At 37.3% G+C, this 14,541-nt stretch carries 11 protein-coding genes; 2 read left to right on the top strand and 9 right to left on the bottom strand.

Annotated elements, in window-relative coordinates; all coding sequences use genetic code 11:
* Positions 1–2: 2 nt before the first annotated feature.
* The 9 genes from BANA01_RS04835 to BANA01_RS04795 all read right to left on the bottom strand — a co-directional run bounded on the left by BANA01_RS04835 (position 3) and on the right by BANA01_RS04795 (position 12,903).
* Positions 3–1,697 carry a sensor histidine kinase gene (locus tag BANA01_RS04835; protein WP_063251925.1) on the bottom strand — a complete coding sequence of 565 codons (1,695 nt, stop codon included), beginning with the start codon at positions 1,695–1,697 and terminating at the stop codon, positions 3–5.
* Between the two features lie 72 nt (positions 1,698–1,769).
* A complete protein-coding gene (locus tag BANA01_RS04830; protein ID WP_063251924.1) occupies positions 1,770–2,768 on the bottom strand; it encodes a LacI family DNA-binding transcriptional regulator in 999 nt (332 codons plus the stop codon).
* Between the two features lie 24 nt (positions 2,769–2,792).
* On the bottom strand, positions 2,793–3,674 hold the full coding sequence (locus BANA01_RS04825) for a DMT family transporter (protein WP_063251923.1): 882 nt from the start codon (positions 3,672–3,674) through the stop codon (positions 2,793–2,795).
* Positions 3,675–5,357, bottom strand: a complete 1,683-nt coding sequence (locus BANA01_RS04820; protein WP_063251922.1) for an amylo-alpha-1,6-glucosidase — start codon at positions 5,355–5,357, stop codon at positions 3,675–3,677.
* A gap of 113 nt (positions 5,358–5,470) precedes the next feature.
* The gene (locus tag BANA01_RS04815; RefSeq protein ID WP_063251921.1) at positions 5,471–8,530 is read right to left on the bottom strand and encodes a glycoside hydrolase family 2 TIM barrel-domain containing protein; all 3,060 of its coding nucleotides are present in this window, start codon (positions 8,528–8,530) and stop codon (positions 5,471–5,473) included.
* A 21-nt stretch (positions 8,531–8,551) separates the two neighbouring features.
* Entirely contained in the window at positions 8,552–9,373 is an 822-nt protein-coding gene (locus BANA01_RS04810) for a carbohydrate ABC transporter permease (RefSeq protein ID WP_063251920.1), read from the bottom strand.
* The gene (locus BANA01_RS04805; RefSeq protein ID WP_063251919.1) at positions 9,370–10,308 is read right to left on the bottom strand and encodes a carbohydrate ABC transporter permease; all 939 of its coding nucleotides are present in this window, start codon (positions 10,306–10,308) and stop codon (positions 9,370–9,372) included. Before BANA01_RS04805 ends, BANA01_RS04810 begins: the two co-directional genes overlap by 4 nt.
* A gap of 90 nt (positions 10,309–10,398) precedes the next feature.
* Entirely contained in the window at positions 10,399–11,640 is a 1,242-nt protein-coding gene (locus BANA01_RS04800; protein ID WP_063251918.1) for an ABC transporter substrate-binding protein, read from the bottom strand.
* Between the two features lie 396 nt (positions 11,641–12,036).
* Positions 12,037–12,903 (bottom strand): LysR family transcriptional regulator, encoded by an 867-nt coding sequence (locus BANA01_RS04795; protein ID WP_063251917.1) that lies wholly within the window; start codon positions 12,901–12,903, stop codon positions 12,037–12,039.
* A 123-nt stretch (positions 12,904–13,026) separates the two neighbouring features.
* Here BANA01_RS04795 and BANA01_RS04790 point away from each other — a divergent pair, with 123 nt between their 5' ends.
* Positions 13,027–13,728, top strand: a complete 702-nt coding sequence (locus BANA01_RS04790) for a CoA transferase subunit A (protein WP_063251916.1) — start codon at positions 13,027–13,029, stop codon at positions 13,726–13,728.
* Positions 13,729–13,752: 24 nt separating this feature from the next.
* The gene (locus BANA01_RS04785) at positions 13,753–14,406 is read left to right on the top strand and encodes a CoA transferase subunit B (protein ID WP_063251915.1); all 654 of its coding nucleotides are present in this window, start codon (positions 13,753–13,755) and stop codon (positions 14,404–14,406) included.
* Positions 14,407–14,541: the final 135 nt, after the last annotated feature.

Raw genomic sequence — 14,541 nt, 5'->3', positions numbered from 1 at the left:
CATTAACTCCTTTTCGGCCATTTAATGCGAAAGCTTGATTTCATACCCGCAACTGATTCAATTGATAGTCCATACTCATTTCCAAAGTGAAGCCTTATCCGTTGATCGACATTATAAACACCGATTCCTCTCCCATTTACACCCTGATGGTTCGGATCGAGAAGCTTATCCATGGTTTCTTTATTCATTCCTTTGCCGTTATCGGTTAAGGTAAGTTCTAGATACCCAGGTTGTGCGGTGACCTCTAGTTCAATTCTACCTCGGCCATCTTCAAAAGCATGGAAAAAGATATTTTCAAACAGTGGCTGGAGTGACATCCTAGGGATTAAATAGTCCAGACATTCGGGATGAATCGTCTCTATATATTCAAATGTTTGACCATATCGTATCTCTTGGACCTTCAAGTAATGTTGGATTGTCTTGAGTTCTTTTTTTAATGGAATTAATTCATCTGCAAAATTTAAATTTTCATGTAAAACCTCTGTTAAATGGTAGATCATCCCTTGGACTTCCTTTGCTCCTGATAACCTTGCCTTCCATTGGATTGAGTTTAAGGTGTTAAATAATAAATGAGGGTTAATTTGATAATGAAAAGCCTTTAATTCTGCCTGCCTTTTTAGACGTTCTGTCATGCTGATTTTCTCGATTAATTCCTTGATTTGATTGACCATAACATTAAAGTTTTGAGATAAAATTCCTAATTCATCATTAGATCTTATGGGTATCTGTGTATCTAAATTGCCCTCACTGACTCGCTTCATCGAGGAATTTAGACTTTTAATTCCTCTCGTCAGCGGAACTGAGAAAACGACGGCAAGCACGGATACAAGGATGATGGAAAATAAAATGGCCGCTATCGTATAACGTAAAATCACGGTTGATGATTGATAATAATATTCTTTAGGGATACGAATATGGATATCCCATCCGTAGGCTTCAAAGTGGTTATTCCAGATAATGTCTGTAGTCAATTCCTTCTGAGTATTTTTTGTCTTGTAGACAACTTGATTCTTACCATTTTTAAGCGTGATAGAAGCGTGAAGATCATTTTCCAGAAAACCAATGTAAGAGAACAGCTCCTCCGCATTTGTTTCAACTAAAAGTTTACTTCCTTTCAATACCCCAAAATCACTTTCAATTGGAAAAACAAGCCCGATAATCTTTTCATCCTTTTTACCAGTGAAATAATGATCAGTATTATAAAACCCTATCCAGAGATCTCCATCTTTTAAGCTATTAATCTCTTTCCAAAATGGCTTTTTGAAGAGTTTATGTATATCCAATCGACTATTTCCATAATAATAACCTGTATTCGTAATCAAATAGATTCCCTTTGTGTCATAGGTTTTATGTGCTTCTAGATATCTTTCAAAGTTTTTGATTTCAATAAACCCAGTATATGTTCTAGGGATTTCCTCCTGTAATATGACTAAGGTGGGATCTGATAAATACTGATTTATATCTTTTGATACAACATACATTTGCTCAAAAATATTTTCAATTTGTTCGTTGAGTTGAGAAACAGCAAATTGCTCATAATCATTAAATTGTTTATTCACAATCTCAGAGGACTTTCCATAGGATAACAAACCGAATAATAGTAATGGAAACAGGGCAACTATGAGGAAAAAAAGGACCATTTTTGTACGAATGCTTCGAAATGAATAGTTTTTAATTTTTTTTGTAAAATTCTTCAATAATTTTCTCCACCTTGTGAAACAAAATGGGTTAAAGAAAAAAAGAGGAGTGCACAGCACCCCAATCTAACTTTATTTCTTCTGAGGTACAGAAGCACTTTCTCTTATAATTAATTTCGTATTAATCGTGATTTTTTTACTAACTTCCCTTTTCGAGGAAAGCCGTTCGATTAGTAAGTCTACAGCCGTTTCCCCCATGATTTCCGTGTAGAGTTTGACCGTCGTAAGAGGAGGAACCATATATTTTGCTGTAGCTACATCATTAAAACCAACAATGCTTAGTTCCTCGGGTATTTTAACTCCTAGTTCATAGGCAGCTTTATAACAACCCACTGCAATGGTATCATTCGCAACAAATACGGCTGTTGGTTTAGGATCGGCTTGTAACATTTCTCTTAAATTGGTATAACCATCCTTTGGATCATATCCGCCGATTCTTACCAATTCCTCTTTAAAAATATTTTTTCCTTTTAAATAATTTTCAAAAACGTCCTGCCTTAAATCTTTAAATCGATTTCCATACATATCCGTTTCTACTCCGCCGATAAAGCCAATATTCTCATGACCTAGCTCAGTTAAGTAGTTAAGAGCATTTCTGGTGGCAGAGTTAAAGTCAATTACAACGGAATCAAAATAATATTCGTCCGGATTCGAGTCAACAAAGACACAGGGTTTATTAAAACCTCTAATTTTTTCAATATCCTTGCTTTTGAAGGTTCCAAGACATAGGATTCCATCAATTTTATTGAGATTTGATTCGTTTCCTTCCTTGTCGATTCTGAAAAAATCGATGCTTTTACTTTTTAACTTTTTTTCTAAAGCAACCCTTATCGACAAGTAATAAGTATCTACTAACTCCTCTTCGAGAGAGAAGGAATCGTATAGCCCTATTTTCCATTTACTCTTTGGCTTTTTCTTCGGAGCCACCACATAGGCTAACTCCTCCGCCGCTTCAAAAACCCGCTTTCTAGTTTCCGGCGAAACATTTAATGTTTCATCATAATTTAATACTCTTGAAACAGTAGTGATTGAAACATTAGCTAAATTGGCTATATCTTTTATCGTGGCCATTATTTCTCCCTACCTACTTGTTATTTAAGTAATTTCTTTTAATTTATTCTTTTTTAAAAAAGGTAATTTGGTTTCTGATATGATGATCGCAATCAGAATAAGGATAGCACCCAGCACCATTTTTATCGTCATCGCTTCATCTAAGATCGCCACAGAAAATACCATACCCCAGAAAGATTCTGTTGAAAGAATAATGGCAGCTTTTGTTTCTGTTATCATTTTCTGAGCAACAGTTTGTAATAAATACGCAATCGTAGTTGAAAAAACACCGAGATATAAAATTGAGAATACACCTTCTTTTTGGAAAGCAAAAGAGGTTTCTCCCTTGAAAAGAACAACTATTATACCGATAACCGCAGCGGTCATCATTTGGATTAGTGTTAATAACACAGGGTCTGAATCCTTCACATATTTTGCGGTATAGAAGATATGAAAAGCAAAACCAAATGCACATCCCAGTGTCAGCAAATCTCCGATATTGACTTCAGCAGAAAGCTTAAGTGACAATATCCCTACGCCTATCATCGCTAAAACAGCGCCCGTTAGTTCATACATATCGATTTTTCGCTTATACATCACAAAGGCTATAAATGGAACAATCACGACATTCACAGCCGTTAAGAAGGCATTTTTGGATGGTGTCGTATATTGCAAGCCCACGGTTTGAAGCGCAAAGGCCAAATATAAAAAGACACCAATAATACCACCTTGGATAATAGTGGCTTTATTAATACTTTTCAGTCGTTTATGAAAAATAACACTTAAAATGATGGCCCCAATTAAAAATCTTATTGCTAAAATTTGATAGGGTGTAAAATGTTCCAGGGCGATTGCACTGGCAACAAATCCACTTCCCCATATGATTGCGGTAATCGTAAGGGCTAGTTCTCCAAAATATTTTTGCATCTAATCACCCCTAAGATTATCTTCTAATAACAATAGAAATACGCTCGAAGTCCAAGTGAAGGATGTATCGACGAGCCCTTTTCCAGTGAGTGGATCAAAGTTTTCAGCCATTCCGCCAACAAGAGTAAGATTAAGAAATTTATCCCTTAGACGATTGGCAGCCTGTTCGTATCCATAACGTTTCAAGGAATCTATAAACAGATACGTAACTGGCGCCCAAATTGGTCCAAGCCAATATCCATTTTCTTTGTAATAGTTACTCGTGATACTTTCAGTAGCCAAGCCATATCTAGTCTCAAAGTTCTCTTCAAGGTCTAGCACTAACCGATCCATTATCTCTTTATCCAAACGATAGCCAATGATTACCGGCAGCCTGAGGATTAAACTTGTTCGAATCGTGATTTTCTCAGCATTTTTACCAACACGTCCATAAAAGCCGTCCTCATCATACAGTCTTTCCAGTAAAAGAGTAAACAAAGAATCTGCTTTTTCTTTAAATCTTTCTGCTTCCGCTTTTTCACCTAAAACTTCCGCGAAAGAGGAGAGAATATCATAGGTTCGAATTAAAAAACTAGCAAGGTCCGGGGCTTCGACAGGCATTCCCACATGAAATAAAGAGGCATTATCCCAGCCGGAATCATTTCCATGTTTATAGTGTGGCAGCCTTTCTGAGTATGTCCGGTAAGTATCAAAGTAGCTCATTACTTTTTTAGTAGACTCGTAAACCGCTCTCAGTCGGTGTGCTTCTTTAAAATAATCATTTCTTTCCATTAACTGCTCATAGACATAAGCAAAAATCGGCGGCTTAATACAATTATAAGAGATAAATTTATCATTGACAAAATCTGGGTAAGCACCAGATTGATCTTGGGTGTCCATGAATATCTTTAATTGGGCAAAGGCTAATTCAGGGTAAGCTTCCCCTAAATTTAATGCGTTAAAGCAATTGTCCCATGACCAAATATTATACATCCACAGCTTAGACATATACATCGCATAATCCATCAACAGTCCATCCGGATGAACGACGCTCGACCATGTAATATAGGAAGCTCTTTCCACTGAAGGCAGATAATGCGTTTCTTCATATCCTTTTTTCATCTTGTTAAACCATTCCTGATAGAGCCGCTCAACCTGGTCTCTTCCTTTATTAAAAGGAAGGTAATTCTTTTTTTGATAAACCGTTCGATAGCTTTCAATGACGAATTGTCCATTTCTTAATCGCATGTCGATAAAATCGTTTCCAATGATATTCCATGGGGCCTCGACAGACATCCTGCCATTCAGGTTTACAATCATTAATTTTAATTCCTTCGGGTAGATGTGGTATTCGTACATCCCATCTTCTAATTCCATTAATGTATCATATTTTCCTTTTGTTGCTCTTAACCGAAGTTCTGCATCCTGCACTTCAATATGGAGTTCATCTTCTTCAGGCAGAATCATTTCTGCAACACGTGTAGAAGTCCCTTTTAAATAGAAGGACAGGGAAATCTCCGAAGCACGTACTTCGTATTCTCTTTCAACTCCATCTACTACGATATCGACTTGAAAAAGTTGGGACGGGGCATCATCGCCGCCGTGAACATCTCTGATATAAACATTTCCAGAATCCTTTTCTTGAGAGATGCAAAAATAGGATCCAAATCTGGAGTATGGTATTTCTGTAATATCTAATTTCATCCCATTTCACCTCATAAATAGCTATAATTCCAAATAAGCAGGGTGGTTTCCCTGCTTTTTGAAATGGCTCTTTTCTTAAACTTTGTTACTTTTTAGAAAAATTAAGAGATATTTTATCGAGCTCTAAAATATTTACTCTCTTCCACCAGATTATTTCGTTGAATACTTCTGATTTCCAGCTGGATTTCAAAGTCTTCAACACCAACCCGATAAGCTGGAAGCTGCTCCTCACCACAGCTGTTACTGCCAAGTCCACTCTGTCGATAATCAATCGTCAACACGTTGAACGGAGACTTTTTTATTTTCCCACGGTGCGTCGCTTCTTCTAATGCACTTGTTTCATAATCATGAATCGTAAAATCTCTCATTTCTTTGAAATTAAAAAGAATAGACTGATTTCCTTTCGTTAGGGCTAAGAAAGAGGTATCACATCTTGAACCATTCTCCTGCGGATAGACATAATCGGTATGCATTTCCTCCACATGCTTTTGATAAAGTCCAATGCTTTGACTTCTCTTGCTATCCTGGTAACTTTCTGAATCTCCCCTGCCATACCATGTAACATCATTATACTCTTTGTTTACATGCATCGTAATTCCGATTCTAGGAAGTAATTCAGGAACCTCTAGCCCTCTAATAATTTTTGTGCCTTTTAATTGAAGATTTAACACACCCTCCTGGGTAATTCGATAATGATAAGTCAAATGAAAGCCCCATGCTTGATTGACACTCGATAGGTATTTATTGATTTCAATATCTGCATATTCTTCTGTCATTTGATAATTAAAGGAGACCAATTGTTCCTTTGCATTTTTTAGGAAGTATTTATTGATCCAAGCATCCTTCTTATACATGTCATTATCAATAACTGCTCGCCAAAGTGTAAGTTCAGGTCCTTTTTCGATAATTTCTTCGCCATTTAATCTATGGGATACGAGGACGCCATGAATCTTTGAAAAAACAGTTTTAAAATGCTCATTTTCTAATCGCAGCTGTCCAAAATTTTCCTCAATCGAAATCGTTGTTCCACCCTCACGCTTACTTACCACCATTTTTTTCACCTTTGTCGCTTCGAGTAAAAAACTTTCACTAGTGATGAGATGACCTTCATTTGCAAATAAAGTATTCTCTGGTTCTAAATAACTTAATTTTATCCGGACATCATCATATTTTAAGGCTTCCTCAAGATTTAATGGCAGCACCATTTCCATCTCTTCTTGTGCAGGAATATTTGGAAGTATCATATTCTTTTCATCTATTAATTGATCAAATGATTCTACCTTAATATGCAGCTTGATACCTTCCAGATTTCTAAAATCAAATCTGTTTTTCAACCGAATCTTAAGCTGATTAAGGTTTACTGCTTCCGTAACAATCGGTTCGATCACCTTTTTGTATTCAATTAGACCTGGGGATGGCGTCCGGTCGGGGAATACCAGTCCATCGATGCAGAAGTTTCCGTTCGTAGGAAAATCTCCGTAATTTCCACCATAGAGATAATAGATATTTCCATCCTCATCCACACTTTCAATTCCATGGTCATACCATTCCCATACAAATCCACCCTGTAAGCGCGGGTATTTTCTCATGACTTCTTGGTATTCTGTCAGGCCTCCAGGTCCATTACCCATTGCGTGACCATATTCACATAAGATATGCGGTTTTTTCCCTTCAGCATCCTGCCCGATTTCTTCAAGAGCCTTTAATCTAGTGTACATCGTCGTATACATGTCACTGTAAGCTGCATGACGATCTCCCTCGTAATGTACCAATCTAGTAGAGTCAATTTCCTTGATTGCTTGATACATAGCAGTGAAATTTCTACCTTGACCAGATTCATTGCCTAAGGACCAAATAATTACACTCGGGTGGTTTCGGTCCCTTTTTACCATTCGGACTGCCCGGTCCACGTACTGCTTCTCCCATAATTCATTGTCACTAATCCAATTATAATTCCCCGTGTTTTCAAAGCCATGGCACTCTAAATCAGTTTCATCAATTACATAGAGTCCATATTCATCACAAAGGTCATAGAAAATATCATTGTTTGGATAATGAGCCGTTCTGACTGCATTGATATTATGCTTCTTCATTAAGAGTACATCCTGAAGCATATCCTCGTAGGTAACCGTCCTGCCCATCCTTGGATTAAAGTCATGACGATTGACGCCATTAAAGAAAATCCTTTTTCCGTTTAGTCTAATTTCATTATTCGTAATATCAATCGATCTGACTCCAAATCTTAGTGGAATAAACTCTACTTCGCCACTTGGTAACCGATACTCGAGGACAGCCATGTATAGATTCGGTTCTTCGGCATTCCATAATAACGGGTCAATCATTTCCCTTACTGCCTGAAATTCACCATTCACAATTTCAACAGGGAAACAATCAATCTCTGTATCTTGTTGCAGCAGCTTCACGTTCAAGCTAGTAACATCTGCCGTTAAAAACCTGCCCTTTAATTTGAATGTAAAATCTTTGAAATCCTCATCAGGCAAGGTTTCAATATAGACATCCTGCAGCGTGTTTTCATTCAGTCGATATAATTCTACACTTCTAAAAATACCAGAAAGCCACCACATATCCTGATCTTCTAGATAGGTTCCATCAGAAAACTGGTACACTCTAACAGTCAATCGATTCGATCCCTCTCGAAGATACGGGGTTAAGTCAAATTCTGACGGCATCCGTGAACCCTTACTAAAGCCAACATGATGACCGTTCGCATAGAGATCAAAGGCAGAATCAACACCATTAAATTTCACGATGATTTTTTCGTCTAGCTTTATATCTTCCAAAGTTATATCCTTGAAATAGATTCCTGTTGGATTTTCCTGCGGTACAAATGGCGGATTAATCGGAAACGGATATAACACATCGGTATAATGCATATTTCCATAACCCTTTAACTGCCAGCAAGACGGTACTTCGATATCATCTAAGTGATTGATTTCGAAGTTCTCCGCTTCAAAGTCTTCTGGTGAAAATTCAGGTGCCTCTAGGAATAAAAATTTCCAGTTCCCGTCTAGTGACATATATCCTTTACTCTGTTCTTTATTTAATTGGATTGCTTCAGTAAGCTCACGATATCTGTAAAAATCAGTATGTGCCGGAAGCCTATTTAGTGCCGTTAGATGGATATTTTCCCATCTTTTCATTTCACGTTGCATTACATCTTCCTCCGAACTTTTTTACTTGATGGAACCGCTTATACCCTCAACAATATATTTCTGTGCAAAGGCAAAAACGATTACTGGCGGGATAATCATCACAAGTGTCATCGCCATAATAGGGATAATTTGAAGCTCATGAACACCTTGGAATGATGCTAAACCAAGTGCCATTGTATATTTAGATTGGTCATTTAAATAAATGAGCGGACCTAAGTAGTCATTCCAAACCAAAATGATATTTAATACAGCAATTAACGTTAAAGGTGCCTTCATGATAGGCAGGAAAATTTTATAAAAAATTTGAAATTCGTTTGCTCCATCAATTCTCGCTGCATTTTCTAAATCTTTCGGAATGTTCATTAAGAACTGCCTGAGCAAAAAGATATTATAGGCAGACCCAAAAAATGCCGGGATAATTAATGGCTTCAATGTATTGATCCAGCCAAATAAGTTAAATTCCATATAAAGTGGAATCATCGTTACATCCCACGGAATCATCATCGTGGACAAAAGCAAAATAAACAGAAAGTTCTTGTATTTAAAATCGTACCTGGCAAAGCCATATGCCACTAATGAACAGGATATAAGCTGCCCAATGGTCGTTAACACCGTAACAATCATGGAGTTCTTAAAATAAATTCCAAACGGCTGGCTATTCCAAGCATCCATAAAGTTACTAAATAGTGGTACATCAGGGATAAACTTTGGTGGAAAACTAAATACTTCCCCTTCTGTTTTAAGCGCAGTAATCAATGCCCAGATAAAAGGAAATAGGAAATAAAGGGAAAACAGAACAAGAATGCTATACATGATGAATTTATATTTTCGCGTCAGCTTCATTTTCCTTTACCTCCCTTTTTTTCCTTTTTAACTTCAGCTTCATAGAATACCCAAGCAGACGAAGACTTAAAGATTAACATCGTCAATAGAAGAATGATAATAAACATAAACCAAGCGTTTGCACTCGCATAGCCGAGTTCATGATGTTTAAAGGCATTATTATAGACAAATAATCCATAGAAATAAGTAGATTTTAATGGTCCCCCGCCCGTTAAAAGGAGTACCAATGTTAATTGCTGTAATGCCGCAATAACAGAAGTAATGACATTAAAAAGAATAGTTGGTGTAATAGTAGGAATCGTAATACTAATGAATTGCCTAATTGGACCTGCCCCATCGATTGAAGCAGCCTCATACATTTCATGAGGAATTCCTTTAATATCTGTGTAGAAGATTAACATCATCGAACCAACACCCCAAGCACTTGCAATCACAATGGTTACGATCGCCCACTTTGGATCAATCAGCCAGTTTGGTCCTTCGATACCTAGTAAAGACAATATATAATTTAAAACTCCATATTCTGAGTTAAACATCCAACCCCATATAATCGAAACAGCTACACCGGATACTACAGCCGGTAAATAGAAGATGGTCCTGAATACCTTAATCCCTTTGATAGGCTGAGTGATTAGCAGTGCTAGCACTAAAGCAACCAAGAGGTTTAATGGAACAAAGATGAGTGCAAATTTCAAGGTAATCCAAAGAGAATCATAGAACTGGGGATCAGCAGTAAACATAGTACTGAAGTTATCGAAGCCAATAAATTTGGCTTCACCCGCAATGGGCCAATCAAACAAACTCATAATCAATGAAAAAACTAAAGGTCCTAATGTAAAAACGATAAAGCCAATAATCCACGGTAGTATAAATAGAAAGGGCACTCTTTTACGAACTAATGTAAATTTCTTTTGTTTGTTTTTTTTAGTAAACATATTTCCCTCTTAAATGGTTTTGACCTATTGAAATCAGATTTAAATGAGAGTATATCAGGTTGTTCACCTGATATACTCCAAATTATATTTTTACTTAATTACACTATTTAAAGCTTCTTTAGGGTCGACACGTGTACTTGGATTAAAGATTTCTTCAAAGACTAAGCTTAGATCATCAGACAACTTACTCCAGTCATCCGTTACAAATGATGTAGGGTTATAGCCTTCACTTTGTTCAAGCATAGAATAAAAGACACTTTTGATCGGATCCTCTTGGAGTTTTTCTGATTCAACAACACTTTTTAATACCGGAAGTTCGAAAGAAAGTCTTTCTTTATTTGCTTGTTCCCCTGTCCAAAACTCCATAAATTTAAATGCAGCTTCTTTGTGCTTAGAATCCTTTGACATTGCAATACCAGAGGAGCTGACAATACTTGCACTCGGTTTATCACCAAACGATGGGATTTCAACAACACCATAGTTAATTCCAGCCTCTTTAAACGCTTCAAGATACCATGCACCATTAATAAACATACCTACTCGGTTGGTCTTGAATTCTGTATCACCCCAGCCTTCTGTGGTGATAGCAATTTCATCTTTCAACATGTTTTGGAACATAGTAAAAGTTTCAATTGCTTTTTTAGAATTTATGTTGCCGTCTAAATTACCTTTACTATCGACATAAGAAGCACCATTGCCCCATAAATACATTTCAAAATCATATGGATCCGGTTTTCCTGGGAATGCAAAACCAGTAATCTTCTTATCCTTATCTGTCAGCTTCTTAGCTGTTTCCTGAAGGTCTTTCCATGTCCAGCCAGCCTTTGGATACTCAATACCTTTTTCATCAAATAAATCCTTATTGTAGTAAACAACATGTGTTGTATAACCTACAGGTAGTCCGTAGACATCACCATCAACCGCATTATAGTTCCATAACGCTTCATAAAAATTTCCTTTGTACTCTTCACCTTTATCTTCTATATAAGAATCAAGCGGTTCAAGTGCATCTTTATATTGAGGATAATTCCACATATACATGATGTCTGGGGCGTCCTTCGCACCAATACCTGCAGTAATTTTTGTATCATAATCACCGCCGTAAGCTTCTAAAACTACCTCAATATCGCTATTTTCCGCATTAAATTGATCAATTAATTTTTGCTGCAGATCTACGTCATCTCCAACATCCCAAGTCGCAAACCTTAACTTAACCTTTCCATCTTCAGCTTTCTCTCCGTTCGTATCAGATGATGAACTGCAAGCTGATAAAAGCAGTGTGGCTATAATAGTAAAAAGGAAAAACAATTTCATTTTCTTTTGAACCTTCATTCTATCCCTCCTAGTAGTTTATAGGGTTATTATAATATCAGTTTTACTAAAAGTAAATGCTTTCATATATAATTTTACTAAAAATATTTTCGTATATTTGTAATTATCAATTTTTATATAATGATAAAATTATACTTTCATATATATTGAATTCTCAGTTAATCCCTTGGAATTCTGGTAATAAAGCTTGTTTTATAGGATACCTAACCTCAAGTCATATATTTTTATGGCAAGGTAATATATATAGGAATTATGAAGATCATTTTAGTAAAATCGTTTAAAAGTTGAGGAAATTTTTACCTATAGGGTGACATGCTAAATAAAAAAGGCGATTCAGTCACGAACTGAAATCGCCTTTTACAAATTTTTTTGCAAAATAAATATGGCCTCTCCATTCTAGAACATCTTTAAAACTTCCTTCAAGGCATAAGAGTGATATGCCTCCTTCTTTGTAATAATGCCCAGTCTCCAGTGTAATGTTGGCTCTGCTAATGGAACGATTTGAACATTGGGGTTATTTTGTTTCGAGTAAATAGACTTTGGCAGCAGTGTAATGCCAAACTCTGAGGAAACAAGTTCGACGATTAAATCCCACTGCGAACTTTGATAGGAAACTTTAGGTATAAACCCTGCCTCTAAACAAACATTTTTAATATAGTCATGCAATGTAAATTCATCTGAAAAAAGAATAAACTTCTCGTCTTTTAACTCGCTAATCCCAACGATGCTTCTTTTTGCCAGCGGGTGCTTTTTATGTACATAGAGGACAAATTCATCTGTGATAAACGGATGCACATTAAACTTTGATGTGTCGGCTGGAAGAACGACAATTCCGAGGTCAACCTGTCCGTTTTCAACGAGCTGACCGATTAATTTTGCACCACGTTCTACTAAATGCAGGGAGAGGTTAGGGTACGTTTCTTGTATCTGTCTTGCGATATTTGGAAAAAACAATGTACCAATCAGCGGCGGAATACCTATTTTGATTTCACCTGATACCACGTTTTTTAAATCGTCAAGCAGGATGGTGATCTCATTCAAGGACTCCAATGCTTTTTGTGCTTGCTCATACACAATTTGGCCTGCATCGGTTAACCGTAAGTGGCGGGTTGATCGGTCGAACAATTCTACCTCTAATTCTTCTTCTAGTTTTTTCACTGCCTTACTGAAAGAAGGCTGTGAAAGATAGGAATGAGCAGCCGCTTTTGTAAAACTTTGATGTATGACCACTTCAATAAATGATTTCAAATCACGAAGTTCCAAGTTAGTTCCTCCATTTATTCTAGATATTCATACTATTTATTCCTTTTATGTATTTTACTTATAAATAAACAGCCTGTAAACTTTTAGGTAATAGAATATTCAGAATAAGTGGAGGCGATAGTTGTGAAAAAAGGTAAATTGTTTTCTTCTTTTTCGGAAGCGGTTTCAGATATTCAGGATGGTGCTACGTTAATTGTCGGCGGCTTTGGTTTATGCGGCATTCCAGAGCATGCAATTCATGCTTTGGTTGAAAAAGGAACAAAGGATTTAACAGTAGTCAGTAACAATTGTGGAGTCGATGACTGGGGTTTAGGGCTCCTCCTAGCAAACAAGCAAATTAAGAAAATGGTGTCATCGTATGTTGGCGAAAACAAAATTTTTGAAAAGCAATTTTTAAGTGGTGAACTTGAAGTGGAATTGACTCCACAAGGCACCTTAGCTGAGCGTATACGAGCTGGCGGTGCAGGGATCCCAGGTTTCTATACAGCAACAGGTATTGGAACCCCGATTGCTGAAGGGAAAGAAGTGAAGGAATTTGATGGAAGAACCTATCTGCTTGAACGCGGAATTGTTGGGGACTTCGCTCTTGTGAAAGCCTGGAAAGCAGATACGCTAGGTAACCTCGTTTACCGGAAAACATCACGCAATTTCAATCCACTCGCAGCGATGGCAGGTAAAATTACAATTGCTGAAGTCGAAGAAATCGTCGAAGCGGGCGAGTTAGATCCAGATGAAATTCATACACCAGGTATTTATGTACAGCGTATTTTACTTGGTACCAACTATCAAAAGCGGATTGAACGTCGGACAGTTGTTCAGGCATAATTCGATAAAAAGGAGCGGATGAAAATGAGAGACACTCGTTTAACCATTGTGAAAAGAGCGGTTCAGGAAATTAAAGATGGAATGAATGTGAACCTTGGAATCGGAATGCCGACACTTGTGGCGAATGAGATTCCACAGGATTTCAACGTATTATTACAGTCGGAAAACGGACTGCTCGGTATCGGTCCCTACCCGGTTGATGGTCAGGAAGATCCTGATTTGATTAATGCAGGAAAAGAAACGATTACGACCGTTGCTGGATCTTCCTTTTTTGATAGCGCTGAATCCTTTGCGATGATTCGTGGCGGTCATATCGATTTAGCAATCCTTGGCGGCATGGAAGTATCTGAAAATGGTGATTTGGCGAATTGGATGATTCCAGGAAAGATGGTCAAAGGAATGGGCGGGGCGATGGACCTTGTGAATGGCGCGAAACGGGTTGTCGTGATTATGGAACACGTCAACAAACATGGTGAATCGAAAATTAAGAAAGAATGTACTCTTCCACTGACTGGTAAGCAAGTGGTACATCGTCTCATTACCGATCTTGCCGTCTTTGATTTTACACCAGATGGAATGGTGCTCATTGAAACAGCTAGCGGCATAACAGTCGAGGAAGTGAAACAAAAAACTGAAGCTGCATTTGCAGTGTCCCAACAACTTTTAGAGGTACGATAGAGATAAAAAGAACCTTCGAGCTAAGAGTGATAAACACGTGACGAATCCTTCTGGCGGCTTAAGGAGATTTGACCTCATGACTTTGAATTGAGGTCAAATCCTTCTGGTAGCTCGAGGGTTTTGTCCTCAAGACAC

This window comes from Neobacillus niacini NBRC 15566 (assembly GCF_001591505.1).
In the GTDB taxonomy this organism is placed as follows: domain Bacteria; phylum Bacillota; class Bacilli; order Bacillales; family Cytobacillaceae; genus Neobacillus; species Neobacillus niacini.
Note: the sequence above shows the minus strand (reverse complement) of the source record. Positions and strands in the feature narration are given on the sequence as shown.